Origin of the sequence: Cumulibacter soli (genome assembly GCF_004382795.1) — a bacterium.
GTDB classification, from domain to species: Bacteria; Actinomycetota; Actinomycetes; order Mycobacteriales; family Antricoccaceae; genus Cumulibacter; species Cumulibacter soli.
This window is the reverse complement of sequence record NZ_SMSG01000005.1, coordinates 219,611-243,492: the sequence shown is the minus strand read 5'-3', so window position 1 is coordinate 243,492 and position 23,882 is coordinate 219,611. Positions and strand designations below refer to the sequence as shown.

Annotated in this window: 21 protein-coding genes and 1 tRNA gene; 13 read left to right on the top strand and 9 right to left on the bottom strand. The window is 62.4% G+C overall.

Annotation, left to right across the window (positions count from 1 at the left end; genetic code table 11):
* Positions 1-69 precede the first annotated feature (69 nt).
* Entirely contained in the window at positions 70-2,082 is a 2,013-nt protein-coding gene (locus tag E1H16_RS12565) for a hypothetical protein (RefSeq protein ID WP_134324220.1), read from the bottom strand.
* 250 nt (positions 2,083-2,332) lie between these two features.
* Here E1H16_RS12565 and E1H16_RS12560 point away from each other — a divergent pair, with 250 nt between their 5' ends.
* The 5 genes from E1H16_RS12560 to E1H16_RS12540 all read left to right on the top strand — a co-directional run bounded on the left by E1H16_RS12560 (position 2,333) and on the right by E1H16_RS12540 (position 6,499).
* On the top strand, positions 2,333-3,244 hold the full coding sequence (locus E1H16_RS12560) for an ABC transporter ATP-binding protein (RefSeq protein WP_134324219.1): 912 nt from the start codon (positions 2,333-2,335) through the stop codon (positions 3,242-3,244).
* The gene (locus E1H16_RS12555; protein WP_134324218.1) at positions 3,244-4,344 is read left to right on the top strand and encodes an ABC transporter permease; all 1,101 of its coding nucleotides are present in this window, start codon (positions 3,244-3,246) and stop codon (positions 4,342-4,344) included. The genes E1H16_RS12560 and E1H16_RS12555 overlap by 1 nt, the downstream gene beginning before the upstream one ends.
* 113 nt (positions 4,345-4,457) lie before the next feature.
* Complete coding sequence (locus E1H16_RS12550; RefSeq protein ID WP_134324217.1) at positions 4,458-5,345, top strand: exodeoxyribonuclease III; 888 nt, start codon at positions 4,458-4,460, stop codon at positions 5,343-5,345.
* A gap of 111 nt (positions 5,346-5,456) precedes the next feature.
* On the top strand, positions 5,457-6,020 hold the full coding sequence (locus tag E1H16_RS12545; protein WP_134324216.1) for a dienelactone hydrolase family protein: 564 nt from the start codon (positions 5,457-5,459) through the stop codon (positions 6,018-6,020).
* Positions 6,021-6,097: 77 nt separating this feature from the next.
* A complete protein-coding gene (locus E1H16_RS12540) occupies positions 6,098-6,499 on the top strand; it encodes a PaaI family thioesterase (protein WP_134324215.1) in 402 nt (133 codons plus the stop codon).
* 131 nt (positions 6,500-6,630) lie between these two features.
* Here the strand turns inward: E1H16_RS12540 and E1H16_RS12535 are convergent, their stop codons facing one another.
* Positions 6,631-7,890, bottom strand: a complete 1,260-nt coding sequence (locus tag E1H16_RS12535) for an acetyl-CoA C-acetyltransferase (RefSeq protein ID WP_134324214.1) — start codon at positions 7,888-7,890, stop codon at positions 6,631-6,633.
* 235 nt (positions 7,891-8,125) lie between these two features.
* Entirely contained in the window at positions 8,126-9,163 is a 1,038-nt protein-coding gene (locus E1H16_RS12530) for a YdcF family protein (protein ID WP_134324213.1), read from the bottom strand.
* A gap of 119 nt (positions 9,164-9,282) precedes the next feature.
* On the opposite strand from E1H16_RS12530, the gene E1H16_RS12525 reads away from it, so the two are divergent.
* Entirely contained in the window at positions 9,283-9,618 is a 336-nt protein-coding gene (locus tag E1H16_RS12525) for a DUF6199 family natural product biosynthesis protein (protein ID WP_134324212.1), read from the top strand.
* 207 nt (positions 9,619-9,825) lie between these two features.
* Here E1H16_RS12525 and E1H16_RS12520 read toward each other — a convergent pair whose 3' ends face one another.
* The 4 genes from E1H16_RS12520 to E1H16_RS12500 all read right to left on the bottom strand — a co-directional run bounded on the left by E1H16_RS12520 (position 9,826) and on the right by E1H16_RS12500 (position 13,915).
* Positions 9,826-10,305 carry a CinA family protein gene (locus E1H16_RS12520; protein ID WP_208379035.1) on the bottom strand — a complete coding sequence of 160 codons (480 nt, stop codon included), beginning with the start codon at positions 10,303-10,305 and terminating at the stop codon, positions 9,826-9,828.
* Between the two features lie 940 nt (positions 10,306-11,245).
* Positions 11,246-12,220 carry an NADPH:quinone oxidoreductase family protein gene (locus E1H16_RS12510; protein ID WP_134324209.1) on the bottom strand — a complete coding sequence of 325 codons (975 nt, stop codon included), beginning with the start codon at positions 12,218-12,220 and terminating at the stop codon, positions 11,246-11,248.
* An 81-nt stretch (positions 12,221-12,301) separates the two neighbouring features.
* A complete protein-coding gene (locus tag E1H16_RS12505) occupies positions 12,302-13,024 on the bottom strand; it encodes an SDR family NAD(P)-dependent oxidoreductase (protein ID WP_134324208.1) in 723 nt (240 codons plus the stop codon).
* A 3-nt stretch (positions 13,025-13,027) separates the two neighbouring features.
* Positions 13,028-13,915, bottom strand: coding sequence for a TetR-type transcription factor C-terminal domain-containing protein (locus E1H16_RS12500; protein ID WP_134324207.1), 888 nt, complete (start codon positions 13,913-13,915; stop codon positions 13,028-13,030).
* A 116-nt stretch (positions 13,916-14,031) separates the two neighbouring features.
* On the opposite strand from E1H16_RS12500, the gene E1H16_RS12495 reads away from it, so the two are divergent.
* The 7 genes from E1H16_RS12495 to E1H16_RS12465 are packed head-to-tail and all read left to right on the top strand — an operon-like array spanning position 14,032 to position 21,107.
* Positions 14,032-14,784, top strand: coding sequence for an ABC transporter ATP-binding protein (locus E1H16_RS12495; RefSeq protein WP_134324357.1), 753 nt, complete (start codon positions 14,032-14,034; stop codon positions 14,782-14,784).
* Positions 14,781-15,500: an ABC transporter ATP-binding protein gene (locus tag E1H16_RS12490; RefSeq protein ID WP_134324206.1), complete on the top strand. Its 720-nt coding sequence runs from the start codon at positions 14,781-14,783 to the stop codon at positions 15,498-15,500. The genes E1H16_RS12495 and E1H16_RS12490 overlap by 4 nt, the downstream gene beginning before the upstream one ends.
* Before the next feature lie 22 nt (positions 15,501-15,522).
* Positions 15,523-16,758 (top strand): ABC transporter substrate-binding protein, encoded by a 1,236-nt coding sequence (locus E1H16_RS12485; RefSeq protein ID WP_134324205.1) that lies wholly within the window; start codon positions 15,523-15,525, stop codon positions 16,756-16,758.
* Positions 16,759-16,762: 4 nt separating this feature from the next.
* Entirely contained in the window at positions 16,763-17,620 is an 858-nt protein-coding gene (locus E1H16_RS12480; RefSeq protein WP_134324204.1) for a branched-chain amino acid ABC transporter permease, read from the top strand.
* Entirely contained in the window at positions 17,613-18,692 is a 1,080-nt protein-coding gene (locus E1H16_RS12475) for a branched-chain amino acid ABC transporter permease (RefSeq protein ID WP_134324203.1), read from the top strand. The genes E1H16_RS12480 and E1H16_RS12475 overlap by 8 nt, the downstream gene beginning before the upstream one ends.
* Entirely contained in the window at positions 18,682-20,229 is a 1,548-nt protein-coding gene (locus tag E1H16_RS12470; RefSeq protein WP_134324202.1) for a class I adenylate-forming enzyme family protein, read from the top strand. The genes E1H16_RS12475 and E1H16_RS12470 overlap by 11 nt, the downstream gene beginning before the upstream one ends.
* Positions 20,230-20,264: 35 nt before the next feature.
* Positions 20,265-21,107, top strand: coding sequence for a MaoC family dehydratase (locus E1H16_RS12465; protein WP_134324201.1), 843 nt, complete (start codon positions 20,265-20,267; stop codon positions 21,105-21,107).
* 575 nt (positions 21,108-21,682) lie between these two features.
* Here the strand turns inward: E1H16_RS12465 and E1H16_RS12460 are convergent.
* Together E1H16_RS12460 and E1H16_RS12455 are read right to left on the bottom strand one after the other, a co-directional pair.
* Positions 21,683-21,768 (bottom strand) — tRNA-Leu (locus E1H16_RS12460).
* 614 nt (positions 21,769-22,382) lie between these two features.
* Positions 22,383-23,834: an MFS transporter gene (locus E1H16_RS12455; RefSeq protein ID WP_208379034.1), complete on the bottom strand. Its 1,452-nt coding sequence runs from the start codon at positions 23,832-23,834 to the stop codon at positions 22,383-22,385.
* Positions 23,835-23,882 lie beyond the last annotated feature (48 nt).

The window sequence follows — 23,882 nt, the reverse complement described above, 5'->3', positions numbered from 1 at the left end:
CCCGACCTCAACCGAGCCTGTTGCGCTGAAATTCCCGCCGATGGTGTGACCTATAACTAGCGGGGCGGGCTAGCCGTACTGGCGCTCGGCTAGCCACCTCTGAGCCGCGGCAAGGTCCTCGGTCGAAACCCCACGCACATCGTCGGGGTACGCAATCACTCGATGTTTGCGCGCCGCAGCGAGCGCGATCTTCCGGGCCGCCGCCGACACGCCCGAATCCTCAGCCACCGCGACGATCCGTTGCCACCAATGCCAACTTCCCGCGCCGACGTTGTAATGCCACAGCGGCTGATCGCCAACGGCCGCCGCAAAAAGTACCCGATGCAGGACGTAATCGCGAATGCCCGACCCGATCAGCGAATCGGCGATGTCGAGCGGGCGCACGCCATCCAGCCGCGCGCGCAGCAGCACCCACGTCAATAGGTGTCCTTCATCGTGCTCACCGGACTCGACGTACGCCCACAGTTGCGCGGCCTTCTGCTCGTTCGGCGCGCCGAGCAGCGTCAGCAACCGCGTTCTGATCTTCCATTTCGGTGTCGGCTTCGCCCACCACGTATCGAGATCGGCCGCGAGTGGATCGCCGAGGTCGTGCGCGAGGCACGTCAGCGTGACGAGCGGGTGCCGCCACTCGGTGTACGTTGTTTCGTACTTCTTCGCGAGCACTTTCTTCCAGCGTTTGCGGAGCGCGTCGACGTCCGCGACTGTCGCCTCGCCGTGGGCATAGAGCAACTCCAGGCAGAATCCGAGCCCCTGCATCTCGGTCGCCGGGTCGGCAACTTGTGCATGCAGCCACGCGATCTTTCCCGGCGTCAGCACGCGGTACTCGTGCCAGATGCTGGTCAACGCGCCTTCGTACCCGGTCAGCGCAGGTCCGAAAGTGTCGGCGAGTTCAGCGGTGGCTCCCGCGAACCGCGCGACATCGGTCCGAAACTCACCTGCGGTGTAGCCAGGAACGACCTCGTCAATCGGGTCGGATTCGGCGACCGGGTCGAGCATCCGCGCGGCGGGCACGACATACTTGCGCGCCGCTGCCGCGCGCACTTGCGCAGGTAGCCGCTGATCAAGCGCGGTGCGCAGTATCGCCAGCGGCGTGAGGAGAACTTTCTGATGCGCGGCGGGTGTCCACTCGAGGTGCGATAGCCGGGCGATCTGCTGCGCCAGCTCCTCCCACAGGTCCGTGCCGATTCCGCTCTGGTCCTCGAGCGCTCCACCGACGAACACGGCGGCGTCGATCGGCGTCAGGTTGTGCAGATCGGCGTACGCCGACAGCCAGTAACCGGCAGCCTCCGCGTCGCCGCCGAGCGCAAAGTCGCGCAGCACATCCAACGCTCGCTCGGATGGGACTTGTGCCACGATTCCCGCCGTGCGGGGACCGATCTCGGCAACCAACTCCCACGCCCGCTCGTGCTCATGCCGCAGCATCGAGCGCAGCAAAGGCCACCAACGCGGGTACTCCGTGGGGTTGTCGGCGTACTGCTCGTGCCAGCCGCGATAGAGCAGATCCGCCTCCTGCGGCCGATCGGAATCCCGCAGGCTCAGCGTCGTGAGGTATTCGCCCTGCTGCCTGAGATCGCCGCTGGCGGCGAGCGCGTCATGCAACCAGGTCTCCTGCGCCTCGGTCAGCTGCCGGTATTCGAACCGCGCGCTCCGCCGGTCGATGGGTTCGTCGAGTTCGGCGAGGAACTGCCGCACCCCGGCGGCGTCGTCCGGCGACGGTAAGCCATCGCCATCACGAGCGGTCGCACGGTCAAGCGCGAAGGCCCCTTTCGGGCCGTTGTCGACGAGCGTGTAGCCGTCTGGTCCGGTACCGAGTCCGCGCTGCACGACCTCGTAGTCGCCACCCCAATGCAGGTGCAGCGGATGGGCCAATGAGCCATCGCGTTCGAACGAGTCGTGTGACTGCCAATGCCAGTACGCGAACGACGTACTCGGCGGCAGTCCGCGCTCGGCGAGGAGCTCTACGGCATCGTCGTGCCCGTCACTTTGCGTGTAGCGGCTACGGGTCGGCGGCGGCAATACGAAGAACCCATCGCTGCCGAGGGCGCGCCACCAGGTCTTGATCTGCGCGAGATCTGAGGTCACGTCTGGCCTTCCGTCTGACTCCGACTATCGCAAACTCCACTATCGTCGCAGGCCCGATGGCCCGACCGCACACGACTACGGCGGATACTCCACTGAAAACGCAGTCCGGGCGGCTCGATAACTCTCAGTGGTGGCTATGTCGTCGCTCAGACTGCGTCTTCGGCGCGTCAGCTGGTCCGCCAGGAGGGTGAGGCGGATTTCGGCCACGTGGCGGATGTGCAGCGCGACTCGCCTACATAGCGTAGGTGGCATGCTGACCTTGCATCAGATTTCCAAGTCCTTCCGAGACCGCGCCGTGCTCCAAGACGTGAGTTTCAATGTCGCGCGCGGCAGGCTCACCGGGTTCGTCGGCGGCAACGGAGCCGGCAAGACCACCGCGATGCGCATCATCCTCGGTGTCCTGCAGCCAAACAGCGGGAGCGTCACCCTAGATGGCCACCCGATCACCGGAGCCGATCTACGCAGCTTTGGGTATATGCCCGAGGAACGCGGGCTGTACCCCAAGATGGAGATCGTCGACCAACTCGCCTATTTAGCCCGGCTACATGGCATCGACAAGCAGTCGGCCATCAACCGCGCTGACAACTTGCTGGAGCGGTTTGGGCTCGGCGAGCGCCGTCGCGACAAACTCGAGTCGCTGTCGTTGGGTAATCAGCAACGCGTCCAGGTCGCCGCAGCGCTAGTGCATGAACCGGATGTACTTGTTATGGACGAGCCCTTCTCCGGGCTCGACCCGCTCGCCGTCGACGAGGTTGTCGCCGTCATCTCCGAGCATGCCGCCCGCGGCATTCCGGTGCTGTTCTCCTCGCATCAGTTGGACGTCGTCGAGCGACTGTGCGACGACCTGGTGATCATCAGCGGCGGACAGATCCGGGCCGCCGATTCTCGCGATGGCCTGCGCGCACGGTTCTCCGGAAGCCAATACTCGATGCGTACCGGGACTGACACCGGTTGGGTCCGTGACATCCCGGGTGTCGTCGTGGACGAGCTCGCCGGCGACAGCATCGTGTTCAGCGGTACGCCGGAGGTCGCGCAGCAGGTACTGGCGAGCGCCGTGACACGCGGCGTCGTCCATTCGTTCACGCCGGCGCAGCGTTCGCTCGGCGAAATCTTCCGCAACGTCGTCGTCGACGTATCCCCCAGCGAAACCGAGGCCGCATAATGACTACTCCGACGAAGCCCGCGGCGCTGACCGGTTGGCAGGCGACCCTCTTGGTCGCCGAACGCGAGATTCTCACTCAGATCCGCACCAAGTCGTTCCTGATCTCTAACGCAATCACGCTGATCATCATCCTCGGCGGGATCATCATCGCGAATGCGGTTAATTCCGGTGATGATTCGGTCTCGGTCGCGACGGTCGGTGACACGTCGGCCGTCGTCCAGCAAGCAGAAGATCTGGACGTCACTGCCGTCTCCGATCAAGCGGCCGGAGAACAACTGCTGCGCGACGAAGAAGTCGACGCGCTGATCGTTCCGGACGACTCGACACTCGGCATGCGCGTCATCGCGCTCAGCGATCAGCCGACGGACGTGATCTCCGCGCTGTCGGTCAGCCCGGATGTCGAGTTGCTGGAGCCGCAAGACACGTCTGACTCCTTACGAAGCGTCATCGCGCTTGCCTTCGGGCTGGTGTTCATGATGGCGACCCTTGGCTCCGGCACGGTGATCCTGCAAAACACGGTTCAAGAGAAACAGTCTCGGGTCGTGGAGATTTTGCTTGCCGCAGTGAAGGCACGTTCGCTGATGGCCGGCAAGATCCTCGGAAACTCGGTGATCGGCGTGGCCTCCGCAATCGCGATGGCTGCCGCTGCAGCACTCGGGCTCCTGCTCACCGGGCAGGACGACATCCTCGGTTTGATTAGTACGCCGATGATCTGGTTCGTGGTGTTCTTCCTCTTCGGCTTCGTTCTGGTGGCGAGCGTCTTCGCCGCGGGTGCCGCGCTGGTGTCACGTCAGGAAGACACCGGTTCGGTGATGACCCCGGCGATGATGATGATCATGATCCCGTACTTCGGGGTGGTGTTCTTCGCCGACAACTCGCTGGTGATGACGATCCTGTCGTATGTGCCATTCAGCGCCCCGGTGGCGATGCCGGTACGGATGTTCCTCGGGGAGGCGCAGTGGTGGGAGCCCCTGCTCTCCCTGGGCCTACTGGTTGCGTGCACAGCCGGCGTGATGGCGATCGCGGGCAAGATCTACAGCGGTTCACTGCTGCGGATGGGCAGCCGCGTATCGGTCAAGGAAGCCCTGCGTAACAACTAAGCCCTCGTCGGTGTGGCGTCCGGGCCGCTGGGCAAGCGGTCCGGGCGCCGCACTGCTGCGCTGGTTGGTGCAGGGCATCGCGCGGTTGCGCGCGTCGCGATTACGGTGGTTGGGTGCGGATCGCTACGTGGAATGTGAACTCGGTCAAGCAACGCGTCGCCCGGCTGCTGCCGTGGCTCGACGAACGTGCGCCGGACGTCGTCTGTCTCCAGGAACTCAAACTCACCGACGACGCGTTCCACAGGCTGCTCGATGCCGACCTCGCAGCCCGCGGATACGAGGCGGCGGTGCACGGGCAGTCACAGTGGAACGGCGTCGCGATCCTGTCGCGGGTCGGCTTGTCGGACGTCGTCGCGGGTCTGCCCGGCGGTCCCGGGTTTCCAGACCAAGAGGCGCGACTGGTTTCCGCGGTCTGTGGCGGTATCACGGTTCGGTCCGTGTACGTACCGAACGGGCGCGAGCCGGACTCTGAGCACTACCGATACAAACTCGAATGGCTCGAGGCGCTTCGGGCGCTCGTGGCCGACGGCGGGCCGCAACTGGTCTGCGGGGACGTCAACATCGCGCCGACCGACCGCGACGTGTTCGATCCCGCGGCGTACGTCGGACAGACCCACGTCACCGAGCCGGAGCGCGCCGCGCTGCGTCGGCTACAGGAGGCAGGGTTGCGCGACGTGGTACGCGAGCGGTGGCCGAACGAACGGATCTTCAGCTACTGGGACTACCGGGCCGGCATGTTCCACAAAGACCTCGGTATGCGCATCGACCTGATCCTGGCAAGCGATCCGATCGCCGACCGGGTAGCCGCGACGTGGGTCGATCGCCAGGCTCGCAAAGGAAAGGGCCCGAGTGATCACGCGCCCGTAATCGTCGACCTCGACGAGGCGCCGGACGGGGACATCGGGCCCGTCGTACCGCCACCGTCACGGGTTGCGAAAACCAGTCGCCTCCCCCAGGCGAAATCGGATCCCCGCCGCCAGGGCGGCAACAAGAGCGACTAGCACGCCGCGTGAGGGCTGGTGGGGTCGGATGCCAGGGCATGTGGAGATGGTCGCAGTCTGAAGACTGCATCTCCCGTAGGCCCCTCACGGAACACAATCTAGGGTTACGGCATGGCTAATGTCGTACTTTTCCACTCAGCAGTTGGCGCCAATGAAGGTTTCCACAAGATGGCGGACCTATTCGTGGACGCGGGTCACACGGTCCATCGTCCCGACTATTACGACGGGCACACGTTCCCGAACGCGACGGAAGGTACGGCGTACCGCGACGAGGTCGGATTCGGCAATCTTGCCCAGCACGCATCCGATTTGATCGCAGACCTCGAGGGGCCGCTCGTGTTCGGCGGTTTCTCGCTGGGTGCTGCGATGGCGCAGTCGATGGGCAAGCGCGATCCGCGCGCCAGCGCCGCGCTGCTGTTCCATGCCGGCGGCGTAGCGAAACCGACCTCGTGGCAGTCACACGTGCCGTTGCAGATCCACCACAGCGTCGACGATCCGTGGATTGACGAGGGTAACCCCGACGAGCTGGTCCGGTCTGCGGCACGCTCCGGCGCCCAAGCCGCGCACTACGTGTACCCAGGCAGCGGACACGTCTTCGGTGACCCGACCGGTTCGGATTACAACGAGGAACTCGCCACGCTCATGTGGTCGCGGGTCTTTGCGCTGATCGGCTGAACCATCACGGACCTCAACCTGGCGCCGATCGGCGCCAGGTTTCCCATGTCGACCGCACCGCGGTCAGAAGGACACGCATGAGTACTGATCCGCGCATCACGGCCGTCATGGACCTGCCGCTACACCGCTTTCTCGGGGTCTCGCTGATCGAGGAGACCGACTCGGCGGCCGGAGCAACGTTCACTGTCGACGAGCCGACCCAGGGACCGGGTGGGTGGCTGCACGGCGGCGTCATTTACACGCTGCTCGACATGACCTGCTATCTCGCGCTGATACCGCGACTGGACGCCGACAAAATCGCCGTCTCGCATGCGGTGAACATTTCACTGATGAAAGGCGTCCCGGGCGGTTCGGTCGTCGAACTGCAGGCGGAAGTGCTGCGCCTCGGCAAGTCGCTCGCATTCCTACGCGCGGAGGCGCACTCGGGCGGAAACGTCGTCGCGGCCGCCACCGTCACGAAGTCGATCATTCCCGCTTAGTCTCGCCGTACGACGGCGAACGCGAGTGACCCACTCGACCTGCGCCCCGTTGCTCGGCGGATAGCGACTCGCAAACTCAGCGCCACCCCCAACCGAGATGGTTGAGGGCGGCGCTGATGACGTGCAACTCGTTACGCGGCGTCGACGCGCTCGATGATCACGGCCGGGGCCATACCGCCACCGGCGCACATGGTGATCAGGCCGTAGCGGCCACCGGTGCGCTCAAGCTCATCGAGGGCAGTGCCGATCAACATCGAACCGGTCGCACCGATCGGGTGACCCAGAGCGATCGAGCCACCGTTCGGGTTGACCTTCTCACGCGGGACATCCATATCGCGGATGAACTTTTCGGTCACGACGGCGAAGGCCTCGTTGACCTCGTACACGTCGATGTCGTCCTTCGACAGGCCAGCCTTCGCCAGAACCTTCTTCGCGGCCGGGACCGGCGCGTTCAGCATGAAGGTCGGGTCGTCACCCATGTTCGCGTATGCCACGATGCGCGCACGCGGCTTCATCCCGTGCTTCTCGGCGTACTCCTTGGACGCCAGCAAGATCGCCGCGGCGCCGTCGACGACACCCGAGGAGATGCCGGCGTGGTGCAGGGCTTCGAACTCGAGGTCCGGGTAGCGACGTTTGACCTGCTCGCGCGGGGTGTGACCGTTGCCCTGATCAGCGTCAATGATCGACGCGAACGCGGGCTTCAGGCCGGCCAGACCCTCGGCGGTGGTGCTGGGACGCGGGTACTCCTCGTGGTCGAGGGCAACCGAACCGTCTTCGTTGTAGACCGGTACGACGGAGTTGTCGAAGCGGCCCTCTTCGATGGCGATCGCGGCGCGGCGCTGGCTCTCCAGGCCAAGGGCCTCGAGATCCTCACGGCTGATGCCCTCGCTGGCGGCGATCGCGTCGGCGCCGATGCCCTGGTGAGTCTGCGGGTGCATCTCGTCGAGCGCGGCGTTACCCGCGCCCATGCCGTAGACCGCGACACCCTTCTCCATCTTTTCCCGGGACTGGGTCGCCGTCTCACTCATCATCTGGGTACCGCCGGCGATGACCAGGTCTTCCATCCCGGACATGATCGACGCGGCGGCCATGTTGACGGTGGTGATACCCGATCCGCAGAAACGGTCCAGCGTGACGCCCGAGGCCTTGGTGTCGTAGCCGGCGGCCAGCAGCGCCATGCGACCGAGGTCGCCGCCGTGCTTACCCTCCTGCGACGAGGTGCCCCAGACGACGTCGTCGACGTCCTCGGTGTTGAGGTTGTTGCGCTCGGCGAGTGCCTTCAGCACTGTCGCGCCAAGGTGCTGGGGGTGCAGGTGCGCCAGCGCGCCCTTACCGACCTTGCCAATACCGCGCGGCGTACGAACCGCGTCAATGATGTATGCGTCTGCCACGATGGCCTCCGAAAGTTGATATACCGGTCAATTTCGGACAATACGGCACGGGTGGATCGACCACTACACATGTGTCGGCTCGCTCACCTCGCGCTTGAGGTTGGGCAAGGCTCGCTTGGGGCTGGGCTTGAGCTCGCTTGGGGTTGAGTTCGCACGTGAGCGTCGGCTCGCCTGGGACCTGGGACCTGGGATTGGGCGCGGGCGCTCGCACCGCGAGCCAGCGGCGTATCGCCGATCAATGCTGCTGGAACGACTCCCAGACCGCGAAACCAACCATCGCACCGAACAATGCCAGGACGCCGAGGTGGATCCATAAGTAGTCACGTACAACGGCCACGAACTCGCGCAGATAAGCCGCCGGAATGTAGTAGCGAGCCGTCGGCGCCGCGGCGACGTACGCGTCGATCCCGAGCCTGCGCGTCAGCAACGCCGTACGGAATGTGTGGAAGTCATTGGTCGATACCAACATCGCGTCGTCACTGCGGCCGTGCTCGCGCGCGATTCCCCAACTGAAGGCGAGGTTCTCCTCGGTCGTGGTGGAGCGATTCTCTTCAACCACATCTTCAGCGGGCACCGCACGCTCGCGCACATAGTCGGCCATTGCCGACGCCTCGGATCGCGTCTCGTCGGCGCCCTGTCCGCCGGAACAGATCAGCAGGGGCTTGCCGCCGTCCGGTGACGTGCTGGTGCGGTAGAGCTCAATGCCTCGCTCGATCCGGCTCGCGAGTAGCGGTGTGACACCGCCGTCGATGACGCGCGATCCGAGGATCACGACGGTCCCGGCGACCTTGGGCGGACGTCGGAAGCGGTACAGCAGGCTGAAGGTCGCGAAGCTGGCGAATACGAAGCCGACGTACCCGACGACCATCACTACGAAGACAGTGACCGAGGTCAGCCAGATACCGGGTTGCTTGGTCTCGATCGCGAAGCCGTACAGCACGCCGAGCGGTACGATGATCATCGCCAGTGACACCAGCAACGGCAGGAGCATCGCCAACGAACGACCCTCGCGCCGCGTCACGATCACACCATTCACCAGCAGGAATCCGATCATCGCCAGGTAGCCCAGCACCGCAATGATCAACAGCGGATTGATGACATACGCGCCGACGATCTCCTGGACCCGACCACCCATTCTCGGCAGCACAATCAGCACGAGGAGGATGGTGCACAACACGAGGACGCCGTTGCTGAGCCGACGAGGTTCCCGGACATACCGGATCACGCAGGTTACCGCGCAGAGCGCGATGAGGATCCACCACGCGATCATCATCGGGCCACTAAGGCAGTCTTCGCCTCGATCAACGGTGTCGCCATATACACACGATTCACCCTAGTGGTCGCAATATTTCGTTGCGATCGAATCACCCGGCCAACTAGCCTCAGTGCCCAATGGGTATCGCCATCGTCTTCGTTGTCATCGCCATCGTCATGTGTCTATGGTCGGCGATCAGCCCCGCTCATGCGTGGGAGAAGACGACCGCGTGGCGGTACCAGGACCCCGAGGCGCACCGCCCCAGCGATACGCAGTTCACCGTGACTCGCGTCGTCTGCATCATCGTGATCCCCATATTGATCGCGATGATCCCGCTACTGCTGTCGCTATCGGACGCCAACAGGGAAGAAGCAGAACGCGATAGCTATCGCGATTGCCTGCTTGAGAATCAGGACTCTGACGGTCTGCTCAGCGCCGAGGATTGGTGCGAGAATCTCAGCCCCGCCAACTGATGTGCGGATGAGAACTTCCGGCCCCTGTGGCAGTTAGGCAAGTGGACAAGGCAAGACCAATCCGGTTGAGGCGATCAGGTACCCCGGCACGTCAGTGGCTCGACACGTCAGTGGCTCGACACGTCAGTGGCTCGACACGTCAGTGGCTCGCTGCTGCCGTTACGCAAGTGCCTCATGAGTAGTGCCTCGGGTGCCCTGTCGACCCTGCTACGCGAGCGCCTCGTTCAGCAACTCCAGCGCCGCCACGGCGAACGCCTGCATATTCGCTACGCGATCGTTCGAGCCCGTCTCAATCGTGCGGGTCAACTCGACCGGACCCACCACACCGAGGAACGTCGTTCCCGCAGGGTCGCCGTACCGCGTGCCCGACGGCCCGGCTGCACCAAACTCGGCGATTCCCCAGGTCGTACCGAGCCGGTCCCGCACTGCACTCGCCAACAAATTCGCATGCGGCTCGGACAGCGGGCGCACACCGGTCATGTCCGAGGGCGTTATCGCGAGCAGATTGCTCAACGCGGCCTTCGTGTAGACCACGTTGCCGCCCACGTAGTACGCAGACGCGCCCGCTTGGCCCAATAGCGCCGCCGAGATTAGCCCTCCCGAGGACGCCTCGGTCACCGCAATCGTTTCGCCGCGTTCACGCAACGCCGCCGCCACTTCGCTCGCCTTCGCGAGTAGTTCGTCCACAGGCCCTCCCCGCTGTTCGCATATATGGCCCCACAGTAGCGGCACCCTCCAGGTCCGCATGAGTGCCGTCGAACCCCGCAAAAGACGCACGAAAATCGTGGGCGCATCGCGCTCTGTGCGATGCCTAGCCATTTTCCCTGCGTTTTTGGGGCGCCTAGGTCTTGGCATCGGTCCCAAGTGCTTGGCGCAACCTACCGGCGCCCTTAGCAGGCCCCACGGCGGTTCGAGGGGTCACAACAAACGTTTCGACAGCGCGGAGTCGAACTCTCGTTCGCCCTGGCGGATCGAGTGCACAGGCACGGTGCGTGCTCACGGCGAAACCGGACCCGGCGACAACATTTGCCAATTCAAGAGACATCAGAGAGGTAACGCGCCGCGTTCAGCGACCTGCGCAGTCGACGGCGACGCCTGGCAGCTGCTAAGACGGACGCTATGGACCCAATCACGACAGCCACCGCGACCGGCCTAGGCGTGTTTTCCAGGAACCGACGTTCAGGTCGTGCGCGTCGCATCCGTAGCGCAGAACGCATCCAGCAATTCCGCGAGGAACTCCACGCGGTACCGCGCCCGGACGACCGGGAAGTGTGGAGCCTGGTGTCTCGCCTGATCATCGATTTCAACCGGGATAACTACGTAGCGCCGGTGGTTATCGATGACCTGAGCCACAATCTTCGTCTGCTCGACCCGACATCGGCCGCCGATGTGGACGTTCGAGACGCTTCACGGACTGATATCGACCGGATCCTCCACCTCGTTTTCGAGAATGCGACGGCCCCCGATCCCATCACTAGGAACTGGCGCAGCATGAAGTCATCAAAGTTCACGGCAGCCACACGGCGTCAAGCCCGTGAGGAGCGTTATCAATAGACTGGCGCAAGTCCGGCATCCATCGACGGCCACCTGCCACGCGTACGCAGAGTGAGATCTATCTTGACGGTTACTAGTCACCAAAGACGATCACGTTCTTACCGAGGACTTCTCGCGTACCGAGGCCGGCGACGGCGGCGCCTACCTCATCGATGGAGAACGTCGCGCTGATCGGCGGATTAATCTGTCCTTTCTCCATCAAAGGAACGAGTTTGTCCCATTCTTTGCGCACATAGCCCGGCTTGGAGAATGCGAAGTTGCCCCACCCCACCCCGCGTACGTCGAGATTGTTCAGTAGGAGCCGATTCACCTTCACGGTCGGGATGTCGCCGGCGGTGAAGCCGACCACGAGCATGCGGCCTTGCGGAGCCAGGCAGCGTAGTGAATCCGTGAAACGGTCACCACCCACCGGGTCGGCGACGATATCGACTCCTTGATCGTTCGTCAGTTCACGCACAGCTTCTTTAAATCCATCCACAAGCACCGCTTCGTGAGCACCGACCGACTTGATGAAATCCGCCTTGCGTTCTGATGAGACGACACCGATCACCCGCGCACCGTACGCCGCGGCCAGCTGGATCGTCGCCGTCCCGATGCCACCGGCGGCGCCCTGCACCAGGACCGTCTCGCCAGGCTTCAGGGCACCGCGAGTCGTGATCGCGAATGACATGGTCAGATAATTCATCGTCACGCACGCCCCTGCGGCGAAGCTCATGTTGTGGGGTAGCGGAAAGACATCTTCGAGCCGAACCGACGCAAACTCGGCGAAGCCATTCAGCGTCGACGTTGCGGCCACGCGATCACCTGGCACGAACTCGGAGCCCACCGGCGCGTCGACTACGAGGCCCGCGAGCTCACCACCGAGGACGAACGGACGATCCGGCTTCAGTTGATACTTGTCTTGCGACAGCAGCAAATCCGGGAAGTTCACGCCGGCGGCTTTGACCTCAATCAGGACCTCCCCATCACCTCGCGTAGGGGTTTCGATCTCCCCCGCCTCGATGCTCTCGGGGCCGGACGTGGACGGGGTTACCAATGCAGCGCGCATCTGGTTCCTTTCTGGGTTACTCGAAGCCGATCGCCTCGATGGCTGGGTATCAGGGAGTGCTGGCGCAGGTTGATCGCGGGACTATGTCATCACCCTGCCGCCGTCGATGACCAGCGTCTGTCCGTTGCAGTACCGCCACCCCGATACGTCGAGCACGACCTGCGCGACCTCCTCGGGCGCGCCGATCCGTTGCAGCGGTGTCGCCTGCCGAATCTGGTCGAGCTGCGCATCGGTCAATGACTCGAGCATGTCGGTGGCGATCGGGCCGGGGCAGACACAGTTCACCCGTACGCTGGGAGCGAGCATTCGAGCAAGCGTCCGAGTTAGCCCGATCAAGCCTGCTTTGCTTGAGCCATAGGCGATGCTGTGCATTGACCCGGTCAGTGCTCCGACTGTTCCGATGTTGGTGATCGCGCCTTCGTTTCGTCGTAGCGTCGACGAAAGCAAGGTGGAAAGGCAGGCAGGAGCGGTCAAGTTCACTGCTATTGCTCGGTTCCAGGACTCGATATCGAATTGGGAGACCGATCTCGATTCGGCAATACCAGCGTTGTTGACGAGCAGGGCCACATCGCCAAACCGTTCGGCCGATCTCACGAGCACTTCCAAATCGCCAGCCACGCCAAGGTCGCACCTGACCGGAAGGCAACGCCGACCGAGTCGGGAGATGTCCTGAGTCAAGCCTTCGTTGTGAGCGGACGTCGTGTTGTATGTGTATACGACATCGAAACCACGTGCAGCGGCTTCGCGGCACAGGGCGCGTCCGATAGCGCCGGAACCTCCGGTAATGAGCGCGGCCTGCTTCACATCTCAGTCCTCACTGGTGGTCTTTCCTCCATCGCTTGGCCGACCCTTACGCCGCGTTGCCGATGTTGCAGTCGCCTTCTTCACCGCAGAGCGCTTCATTGGACCACTCGCGCTCTTCATGGATGCAGACTTTTTTGTATTGCCTGTGTCCTTAGCGCGCGCCGTTTCTCGGCTGGTACCGCGTTTCTTCGCGGCAGAGTCATCGTTCTTCGCAGCGAGCACCTCAGAACGCTCCTGGCGATTATGGGTCGCAAGTCCAAACAGCAACAGATTGAGTTGCATCGCCACAAAATCCTCGACCGCGAGCTCTGGATGGCGGCGATACCAGGCATGTGCTCCGTTGAGCAAGGTGAGCATTGACAGCGCCGCAAACTTCGGATCCACGTCAGGCGTTACAAGGCCAGCCTGCTGAGCCTCGTCGATCAACGAAGCAATGCGTGTCTCTTGAAGTCGGCGATCGGCCAGGATGTCCTTACGTCGCTCGAGATCCAGGTGACGGAAATCTTGATAGAAGACCGCGGTCTTAGTCAGCTGCCGGGCATTCAGACGCACGTGCGCCTCGAGCACTCTACGTAGTCGCTCGAACGGATCTGCGATGTCCTCTTCCAGCACCGCGTCGATCGCAGCGCGCCCCTCATGGTGGAAGTCCTCGATCAGCGCGTACAGGATGTCCTGCTTCTCGCGAATGTAGTAATACAAGCTCCCGGCCAGAATGTTTGCCTTATCGGCAATATCCCGAACCGTCGCGGATTCATACCCTTTCACTGCGAATATCTCGGCTGCCGAATCCAGGATGATCCGCCATCGTGGGCTCTTGTTACGTCGTCGGCGTTCTTGATCGTGATTCAGACTCACCGGCTTACCGAGTACGTCGTCGTCGTTGCTTGCCATCTACCCCTCGCTCCCTATCTGAATGTGGCCGCACCCAGTACAACCGTTGCATTTGACACCAGGGCTTCAGGCTCTCACGCTTGACAATCTATCTAACACCTGTTTGGCTTCGCGACATGGCTCACAGTAACTCATCTGGTTCGGCCGCGCTGCACATCAACGGAATCTCCAAGCATTTCTCCGGTGTGCGGGCCCTCGAGGACATCACTCTCGAGATCGACTACGGAGAGATCCTCGGGATCATCGGCCCCAATGGCGCCGGGAAGTCCACGCTCATCAATGTCATGACGGGGTTGTATCCCGCGACGTCCGGCGACGTGCTTCTCGACGGTCGTTCGCTCGGCCGAATGCGCCTAGCCGAGCGTGCTCGCCTTGGGCTGCTCCGCAGTTTTCAGCAGACCCGCAGCTTCGAGACGATGACCACGCGCTCTGCCCTGCGTTTGGGCGCGAAGTCTCCGCGAGTGCGTAACTCTGCACAACCTCACGGCATCGAGGATCTCCTCGAAATGTTCGGACTCACCACATTCGCTGACGTCCGCGCGGGTGATCTTCCGTACGGCGCACGAAAGGTGCTCAACCTGGCGCTCGTCGCGCAATGTGACCCGAAGGTAGTTCTGCTCGACGAGCCGTTCGCCGGTGTCGATTCGCATGACGTCGTGCGACTCTCCGAACACATCGTGACTCTGCAGCGACGGGGAATCGCCGTAGGCATCGTCGAGCACAACATCGAGGCTCTGCTGACGATGGCCACCCGCATACATGTCATGGACAGCGGCAGAACCTTGTTCACCGGAACACCCGACGAGACGAGGCGTAGCCCGGCGGTTCAGGCGGCGTATCTCGGCAAGAAAGCACAGGTAGCGAGTTGAGCGCTAGCAAGGCCCTTGATCTCACCGACATCGTCACCGGATACGGCGATTCGACGATCTGTCATGGCGTTAGTCTGCACATCTCGTCGGGCGAATCAGTGGCATTGGTCGGTCCCAATGGAGCTGGGAAGTCGACGCTGCTGAAGGCCGTCTCCGGCCTGCTGACGTGTCGACGCGGCTCGGTCGAGCACAACGGGTGCAACATCACCGCGACAAGCGTTCACCGTCGCGTCGCTGCTGGGCTCATCCAGGTCCCCGAGGGCCGCCAGGTATTCCCCGAAATGTCAGTGTTGGAGAACCTGAAGCTCGGGGCGTATGCGCGTCCTGACGGTGCGGCCGAACGACTGGAGTCAGTCTTCGAGACCTTCCCTAAGTTGCGTGATCGCCAGGGTCAAGATGCGCAGACCCTATCTGGCGGCGAACAACAGATGCTCGCCATCGGGCGGGGTCTCATGGGCAACCCTTCGGTCATGATGCTGGACGAGCCGACGCTCGGTCTGGCACCCGTCATCGTCGACGACGTCCTCGAATGCCTTATGGGCATCCGCAGAAGCTTCGAGACGTCACTGCTGGTCGTCGAGCAGAACGCATACCTCACGAAGGACCTCTGCGATCGGTACTACGTCATGCGTGAAGGCCAGATCGTGCAGAACGGCGACAAACTTCCCGACGATCCTGACGAGTTGATGCAGGCATTCCTCGGGTCTACATCCTGAAGTTCGAAAGGAACCAATCACAATGAGAACCTCTAAGACGTACGGCCGCAGTTCCATCAAACTGAGCAGCGTTGCGGTCTGCGCCGCGCTCACCATCGGCCTCCTGACCGCCTGCGGCGATGACGGAGACGGCGATTCCGGCGACAACATCATCGACATCGCATCCCTGCAATCGTTGACCGGCCCCGGTGCGAGCGTCGGCGTTTCCCAGGATTACGCCACAAAACTCGCCGTCAAGCAGCTCAATGAATCGGGCGGCGTTGACGTCGACGGTGAGAACTACACCTTTGAGCTGGATACTCAGGATGACAAATCAGACCCGACCGCCGGTGTCACCGCCGTACAGAAGTTCTTGAGCGACGGGCACAAGTTCATGGTCGGGACCAACGGCAGCGCCGTCGCCGGCGCCTACGTCCCGATAATCGCCGACAATGAGGAGTTCATCTCCATCATCGTCGGCGCTGCAAGTTCGGGCCTGACCGACCATCTCTCCGTCTACCGACCGCGGGTCACGCTCGCCCAGTACACCGATGCGACCGTGAAGTACGTTCAGGATCAGGGATACAAGACGTACGCGATCCTCACCGATTCGCAGCACGCCGCATTCGTCGAGGAAACCGATCCGCTCATCGAACGGCTCCAGGAGAACGGGACCGAAACGGTAGCGAGCGAGAGCTACAAATTCGGCGATACCGACTTCAACACTCAGTTGTCAAACATGCTGTCCAAGGATCCGGAGGCGTTGAATCTGCGCGGCTTCCCGGGCGACGTCGCCCGCGCCATCAAGCAGGCCCGACAGGCAGGATTCGATGGACCGATAATCACGAGTTCGGGTATCACCAACGCCGATGTCGAGGACGCGCAAGCAGCCGACCAGATGGCAGGTGTCACGGACATCTATGTTCCCCTGCCGGAAGACTTAATCGAAGGCGGCAAGAACGCCGAACAGGCGACCGCGTTCGAAGAGGACTACCAGGCAGAGTTCAATGAACCATCGGCCGGAACCGCGATGAGTGCGTACGACGGGATCTTCATCCTCGCGGCCGCGATGGAAAAAGCCGGCACCGTGGACGACGTCGCGGCCATCCGAGAAGCGCTGGACTCGCTGACCCTGGATGACGTCCCGGAGTTAGTTGAGGCGGTCGTGCCACAGGACGGCGACCTGATCTTCGCCGAGCACCAGGCCTACTTCGCACAAGCAGTACGCGAGTGGCACGACGGCAAGTTCGAGACCGTCTCCTTCATTGACGCGGGTTAGTTGGATGACCGAACTACTCAACGGCTTGATGCAAGGGTCGGTCTACGCCCTTGCCGCCGTCGGACTGACGCTCATCTTCGGTGTTGTGCGCGTACCCCACTTTGCTCATGGCGAATCCCTGATGCTAGCCGGGATGGTCGCTTTGGTGACCACCAAGAACCTTGGATGGCCTCTGCTGTTGGGAATGCTGGCAGGCGTACTCGCTGCGATCGCCTACGGGCTCGTCGTCGGAGCTGGGGTGTTCTATCCACTGCGCAACTACTCGGAGACCAATCTGCTGATCGTGGCGCTGGCCTTGGTCACGATCACTGCAGCGGTCGCCGCACTCATCTTCGGGGACCGCCCGCGAGTAATTCCCGGCGGGATCAACGCCACCGTGTCGATCGCAGGGACCAGTATTTCCTGGATGAAGATCATCGTCTTCTGCGTCGCGTTGCTGCTGTTCGTCCCCTTGCATTTCTGGCTGCGTCGAAGCAAGAGCGGTCTGGCGATGCGCGCGGTAGCTCTGAACCCCTTCGCTTCTCGGTTAATGGGCATTCAAACCCTCAAGACCTACCTCGTCGTCTTCGGGGTTGGCTCGGCGCTAGCCGGTATCGCAGGCGTGCTGCTGGGGACAGTCAATCCAGTCTCGGCGTCGATGGGCGCGATGATCGCGTTGAAGTCCTTCGTGATCATCATCTTCGCAGGTATGGGCTCGACGGTTGGCGCTTTGGTGGGCGGCCTCGTGCTGGGACTCGTCGAGTCCTTCGGCGGCAGTTTCATCAGCAGCGGCTACATCAACTCATTTGCCTTCGTATTCCTGATCATCGTGCTGCTCGTTAAGCCTCAAGGACTGTTCGGAGTAGGTGCTGCTCGTGACTAAGAACGCTCGTGGACGTCTCCTCATGCTGTTGCCGTTCGCTGTATTGCTGATTCTGAGCGGCATCATCTCTGGCGCCGATCAGTACCTCATCACCGTCGCCACCGTCGTCGCCATCTGGGCGATGCTGGCATTGGGCCTCAACATGGTCATGGGCTATTCGGGCCTGATAAACCTGGGAATTGCCGCCTTCTTTGCTATCGGCGCATACGGAGCGGCGTTCATTCAGACGCATACCGAGTGGTCGCCGTGGCTATCGCTGGTCGTTCTACCACTATTGGCAGCTGTAGTCGCGGCAGTTCTCGGGCCGATAATTCTTCGAACACGCGGGTTGCACTTCGCCGTAGCGACGCTCGGCATCGGAATGCTGGTCTCTGACGTATTGGTGAACTGGGTATCGGTCACCAACGGTTCAATCGGTATCGCTGGCATTACGCGCCCAGACCCGATCGATCTTGGTTTTCTGAGCATCGATACTGCGAAGACCGAAGGCTTCTTCTGGCTGACTCTTATCATCCTGATCGTCGTCCTCATCGGCGCTGCGCTCTTCCAACATTCGCAGATCGCTCGGGTATTGGTCGCGGCCCGCGACGACGAGCTCCTCGCGAAGTCTCTCGGGTTCTCGGTATCGATTCAGCGCGTCATCGCGTTCGTCCTTTCGGGCGTGGTCGCGGCGATCGCCGGAGTTGTTTATGCGTGGTTCATCAGGTACGTAAGCCCTGATCCCTTCAGCTTCTTCCTGGCATCCTTCCCCGCGTTCGTCATGGTGGCGATCGGCGGTCCTGGCAGTATCTGGGGCGCCGTCCTCGGCGCAGCATTCGTCACCGGTATTCCGCAGGTCTTCGACTTCGAACCCACCCTCACCCCGATCTTCTATGGTGTGGGCCTGCTCGTCGTCATGGTGCTGCTACCGATGGGCCTAGTGCCTGGTTTCGGACAGTTGTTCAGACGCTACTTCACAGGCAGATCGCGGATCCCCGACAGGGACTCGGTATCCGACCCGCGGTCGGCTGAGACCGCCACTGCAACGGCACAAAAGACAAGTAAGGGAAGTGACACACAGAATGCTGGTTGATGAAATCGTCGGCAACCATGCGATCCATCGGCCGAATGATGAGGCCTTGGTCGTCGGAGCCAAACGGTTTACCTACGGACAGCTAGGTGCCCAGATCGACGACGTCTCCGCCGCACTGCTGGCCGCGGGCGTGGCCAAAGGAGACCGAGTCGCCGTCCTATCGCATAATTGCATCGAGTACTTCCTGCTGTACTTCGCGACCGCGCGCGTTGGCGCGATACTAGTGCCGTTGAACTTCTGGCATCGTGAATCAGAGCATGCATACGTACTCGAGGATTGCGCGCCGGTGCTGCTGTTCACTGAGGCAAGCCTGCGGTCGAGCCTCGGGACCCTAGAGCCAAGCCTGCGCGTCATCGCCTTACCGGATGACGACGGCGATCACGACTGGCCGGACTTCCTTGCTGGCAGTGAGGAATCAGCGCCGCAAGCCTCGCCGGTCTACGACGACGATCCGCACATGATCCTGTACACCTCGGGCACCACAGGTCGGCCCAAGGGTGCAGTGCTATCGCATCGCCGCACAGTTGACGATGGCGTGAACATGAGTTCCGGGTTCCGGCCGCGTTCGACGGATACTTTCCTGAACTACTTCCCGCCGTTCCACGTAGGCAACTGGGATCACATGAAATTGTTCCTCATCGTGGGGGCGCGGGTGATTCTGCAGACTCAGTTCGACGCGAAGATCGCACTGGAAACCATCGAAGAGGAACGGGTCACCGTCATCCTCGGCGTACCCACGATGCTTCATTCACTGATGGAGGAGCCCTCGTTCAGGACGACGGACCTCTCCAGCATCCGGATGCTGTACTACGGGGCTTACGACCCCAGCGGGATCATGCGCAGGATCGGCGATGCACTCGGCGTGCCGCGCGGCGAATGCGAGATGGCGCATACCTTCGGACTCACCGAGGGCGGACCGTTCGTCATGCTGTGCGAACCAGAAGACATCGAAGCGCATTGGGGATCGGTCGGCCGCCCGCTTCCAGGTATCCGGGCCGAGTTGCGCAACGACGCTGGCGAGCCCGTGCCGGCCGGCGGGTCGGGCGAACTCTGGTTCACCGGACCGATGATGACCGAGTACTGGAACAGGCCCGATGACACCGCAAAGACCATCGTCAACGGGTGGCTGGCAACCGGCGACGTCATGCAAACCGATTCCGATGGCTTCTACTACGTCGTCGATCGCAAGAAGGACGTGATCCGTTCCGGCGGCCAGAACGTGTTCTCCAAAGCGATCGAAGACCGGGTGCTCGAACACCCGAACGTGTTAGAGGCCGCGGTCATCGGTCTACCGGACCCCATATACGAAGAATCGGTCACCGCGGTCATTGTGACCGACCTGCCGGAGGACCGGCACACGAAGTTTGCCGGAGAGATCCAACAGTTCGTACGGGCAGAACTCGCGGGATACAACACGCCACGCTCGGTGATCTTCGTGGACGAGTTGCCTCGCAACGCCGTTGGCAAAGTCCGTAAGAACGTGCTGCGCGACACCTACGGATCGCTATTCACGACCGCACGTCATGGCGACGCCTAGCCACGAAATCTCAACTATACAACAAGAGGATAACTATGAAGAACGTTCGGTTCGATGAACTCAAGCTCGGCGCCAAGGTTGGCCCGGTCAGTTACACGGTCGATGAGACCCTCATCGGGTCATTCAAGGAGGCCGTGGAGTTCAACAATCCGAATGCGGTCGCGGCACTACCAGCTTCAGCAGCGCCACCCACGTTCACGCAGACGGACTATCTCCGACTGTTCGCGACGACGTACGGATTCTTGGCTAGCGGACTGCACGCCAAGCACGAGACCGATCTGTACGCGCCGGTCGAAGCTGGAATGCACCTCACGATCGACGCTGAGATCGCTGATCTGTACGAGCGGAAGGGCCGGGATTTCTGGGTCATGCGATACAGCGCTGTGAACGATGGGAAGGTGCTCGTCACCCACAAAATGACGTCAAGCATCGACCGCCCCCAGGACGACACTCCGGAACCGGTCCCGGACGACGCTTCGGTGCCGTCTGCGCTCGCACCCGACGGCCCCGGTCGTGCCGTCACCTTGGAGCAGGAAACGAAGTTTGCCAGCCAATATGTTCAGCGCTTCGATGGCATCCAGTCAGAGCCGCCGATCAATGCGCACACCGATGTGGCGTATGCGCGTTCGGTCGGACTTCCCGACATCATCGCGCATTCCGGAATGCACTACGCATGGCTCGCCGAGGCGGCATTGAGCCACCTCGGTCCGGACTTCCTGCGTCGCGGACACTTGTCGGCAAAGTTCCTGTCGGCGGCCTTCCCTGGCGATCGTCTCGAGACCGTCGTCGAAGGCAATGATGCAGGCCTGAAACTGACAGTGAAGAACCAGCGGGACGATGTCGTCGCGATTGGCAACGCATCGTTGCGGGATCAATAACGAGAAGTCTGCAGCCGGTCTAGCTCACCTGGACGAGGCCGGCTGCGGCGTTTAGCCACAGCTTGATTCGACGGGCGCGCCGATCGCATAACAGTTGTGCGGCTCGACGACCCGGTCGCCTTCCTAATGCCCGCTTCGGATCGATCGGCGGCATCGCACCGTTGCAAGGTGGCTGAAAACCACGGATCACATGTGCCGCCCCACAAGTATCGGCACCCTCCGGGCACGCCTGCGGCGCCGAACCCCGCAAAAGACGCACGAAAATCGGGGGTGCATCGCGCTCTGTGCAATGCCTAGCCATTTTCGCTGCGTTTTTTGCGGCGCCTAGGTTTCTGCAGTGTCGTTGTCATTTGCGACTGGTTCGTTCCCGCCGCGGTTTCGTTCTTGGCAGCAGCTTCGCGAGTTAATGGCCAAGCTTCCAGAGCATGTTCGAGTGGTCGTTACCGCAGGTCACGAGCCAGAATTCAGCGATTCCATACACGATCTGGCCATTAACCCAGCTTCGCCGAAGCCCGGGGATCGTGGGTAAACGACACCGCCCCGGTTCCGGAAAACTCCGGAACCGGGGCGGTTCTTGGTGGGCAAGGGGGGACTTGAACCCCCACGTCCTTGCGGACACTGGCACCTGAAGCCAGCGCGTCTGCCATTCCGCCACTTGCCCCTGACTGCGACGTACAAATTTACCATGTGTCACGCAACGTTCAGCCGCAGGGTGGTGGAGACCACGGCCGCCTGTAGCCGCGCGAACACGGGTACCCGACATGCTGACGCAATCGAGAATCGGGCGTCAGGTACATAAGTGACGCACCCCGACCTCGGGGTGCGCCAGATAAGCCTGCACAGCCCCAATTCCCGCACGCCGCTCAGGCTGGCAGGACGGTCACCCCCCATCTCCGTCGCGACACTCAATCCGAGGGCGGCGCCTACACCCGGTACACCACACCCGCACCACGCTTAAACTCGGGCACGCCACCCACGCCTGATCGACACCCAACTCCAGCACGCCGCTCAATCGCAGAACACTCGAACTCTCTGCGCCACCGAAATCCTAAGGACGACAGGCCCCGGAACCACACTCTTACGCGGTGTGCGACAAAACCCAGAGCGCCACCTAAGCCAGCGATGCCACAGGGCTCGGCGTGCCACTTAAGCCCATCAGCGATCAGGCCTGGTGCGCCACTAGCTCGCGCGGCTCACCACTAGACCCGGCGGCCCCGCACAACGCCGTTAGGCCACTCAGCGGCTACTACTCGCGGCCGGTACGCCAGGCAGCCGCTACTTGGTCGTGGCCGCCAGCGGCTCGGTCCCGTCGGAGGACGCCGACTGCGCAACGGGGCGCTTCGCCGGTATGAGCAACGCAAGAACCGATGCGGCCAAGGCGACACCCCCGCCGATCAGCAGACCGGTGACGAATCCCGCCTCGCTGGGCACCTGGACAGGGCCAAGATCGAGCGTCATATTGGCGAGTACGACGCCGACCACGGCCGACGCAACCGACGTACCAACCGAGCGCATCAGCGTATTGAAACTGTTCGCCGACGCGGTCTCCGACAGCGGCACGGAACCCATGATCAGCGCCGGCATCGCACCGTAGGCGAGACCCACGCCGCTCGCACCGACGATGATCGACACGAGCAGACTCCACGTCGAACCCATCAGGAACACACCCAACAGGTAGCCGAGGGCGACGACGGCCGAACCGATCGCCAGGGTGATTCGCGGACCGTGAGTCTTGGACAGCTTCGCGCTCAGCGGCGACATCACCATCATCATGAGCCCGCCGGGCATCATCCACAGCCCCATCTGCAACATGTCCTGCCCGAGCCCGTATCCGGTTTGGGTAGGCAATTGCAGGAGCTGCGGGTAAATCAGCGACTGCGCAAACATCGCGAATCCGAGCACCATCGAGGCAGCGTTCGTCAGCAGCACGACCGGGCGGGAAGTGACGCGCAGGTCGACCAGCGGCGCGTCGATGCGTAGCTCGTACCAGCCCCAGATCCCAAAGACCACGACCGAGGCGATCAGCAGACTCAAAGTGGTCGCACTCCCCCAGCCCCAGTCGGCGCCCTTCGACACGGCCAGCAACAGACATACCAAGCCGATGCCGATGCCGATCGCGCCAATGGGGTCGAACTTTCCGGTGGCGACCGGCGGGGTGCGCGGGATCAGTTTGGCCATGGCGATACCAATAACCACCGCGAGCACGGCCGACCCCCAGAACAACACCTGCCACTGCGAGTACATCGCCACAGCCGCGGCAATCGGCAAGCCAAGCGCCCCACCGACGCCCATCGAGGCGCTCATCAACGCAATGGACGTACCCAATCGTTCAGCGGGAATCACGTCACGCATCACACTGATGCCTAGCGGAATCAGACCCATACCTAAGCCCTGCAGACCTCTGCCCACGATCATCGGGATCACCGATTCGGACAGCGCGCACACCACGGATCCGGCCGCCAATGCCACCGTGCTCAGCAGCATCATCCGGCGTTTGCCGTAGAGGTCACCGAGACGACCCGAAACCGGTGTGGCCACGGCCGCTACCAGCAGGGTGACCGTGATGACCCACGACGCGTTGGACGCGGTCGTGTTCAGCATCGTCGGCAGCTCGCCGATCAGCGGGACCACGAGCGTCTGCATCAGGGCGGCGGTGATGCCACCGGCCGCGAGTACGGCGACTACTGCGTTGGGAGCCGGCGCTTGCTCGGCGGAAGATTTTGACACGTAGATGCACTATACACATCATGTGTATAGTGCACAATCGACCATCTA

Bases quoted from the DNA above. Each gene is read 5' to 3' on its own strand.
- E1H16_RS12560 (WP_134324219.1), top strand. From the start codon at position 2,333: ATGCTGACCTTGCATCAGATTTCCAAGTCCTTCCGAGACCGCGCCGTG.
- E1H16_RS12555 (WP_134324218.1), top strand. From the start codon at position 3,244: ATGACTACTCCGACGAAGCCCGCGGCGCTGACCGGTTGGCAGGCGACC.
- E1H16_RS12545 (WP_134324216.1), top strand. From the start codon at position 5,457: ATGGCTAATGTCGTACTTTTCCACTCAGCAGTTGGCGCCAATGAAGGT.
- E1H16_RS12540 (WP_134324215.1), top strand. From the start codon at position 6,098: ATGAGTACTGATCCGCGCATCACGGCCGTCATGGACCTGCCGCTACAC.
- E1H16_RS12530 (WP_134324213.1), bottom strand. From the start codon at position 9,163: ATGATGATCGCGTGGTGGATCCTCATCGCGCTCTGCGCGGTAACCTGC.
- E1H16_RS12525 (WP_134324212.1), top strand. From the start codon at position 9,283: ATGGGTATCGCCATCGTCTTCGTTGTCATCGCCATCGTCATGTGTCTA.
- E1H16_RS12510 (WP_134324209.1), bottom strand. From the start codon at position 12,220: ATGCGCGCTGCATTGGTAACCCCGTCCACGTCCGGCCCCGAGAGCATC.
- E1H16_RS12500 (WP_134324207.1), bottom strand. From the start codon at position 13,915: ATGGCAAGCAACGACGACGACGTACTCGGTAAGCCGGTGAGTCTGAAT.
- E1H16_RS12495 (WP_134324357.1), top strand. From the start codon at position 14,032: ATGGCTCACAGTAACTCATCTGGTTCGGCCGCGCTGCACATCAACGGA.
- E1H16_RS12485 (WP_134324205.1), top strand. From the start codon at position 15,523: ATGAGAACCTCTAAGACGTACGGCCGCAGTTCCATCAAACTGAGCAGC.
- E1H16_RS12480 (WP_134324204.1), top strand. From the start codon at position 16,763: ATGACCGAACTACTCAACGGCTTGATGCAAGGGTCGGTCTACGCCCTT.
- E1H16_RS12470 (WP_134324202.1), top strand. From the start codon at position 18,682: ATGCTGGTTGATGAAATCGTCGGCAACCATGCGATCCATCGGCCGAAT.
- E1H16_RS12465 (WP_134324201.1), top strand. From the start codon at position 20,265: ATGAAGAACGTTCGGTTCGATGAACTCAAGCTCGGCGCCAAGGTTGGC.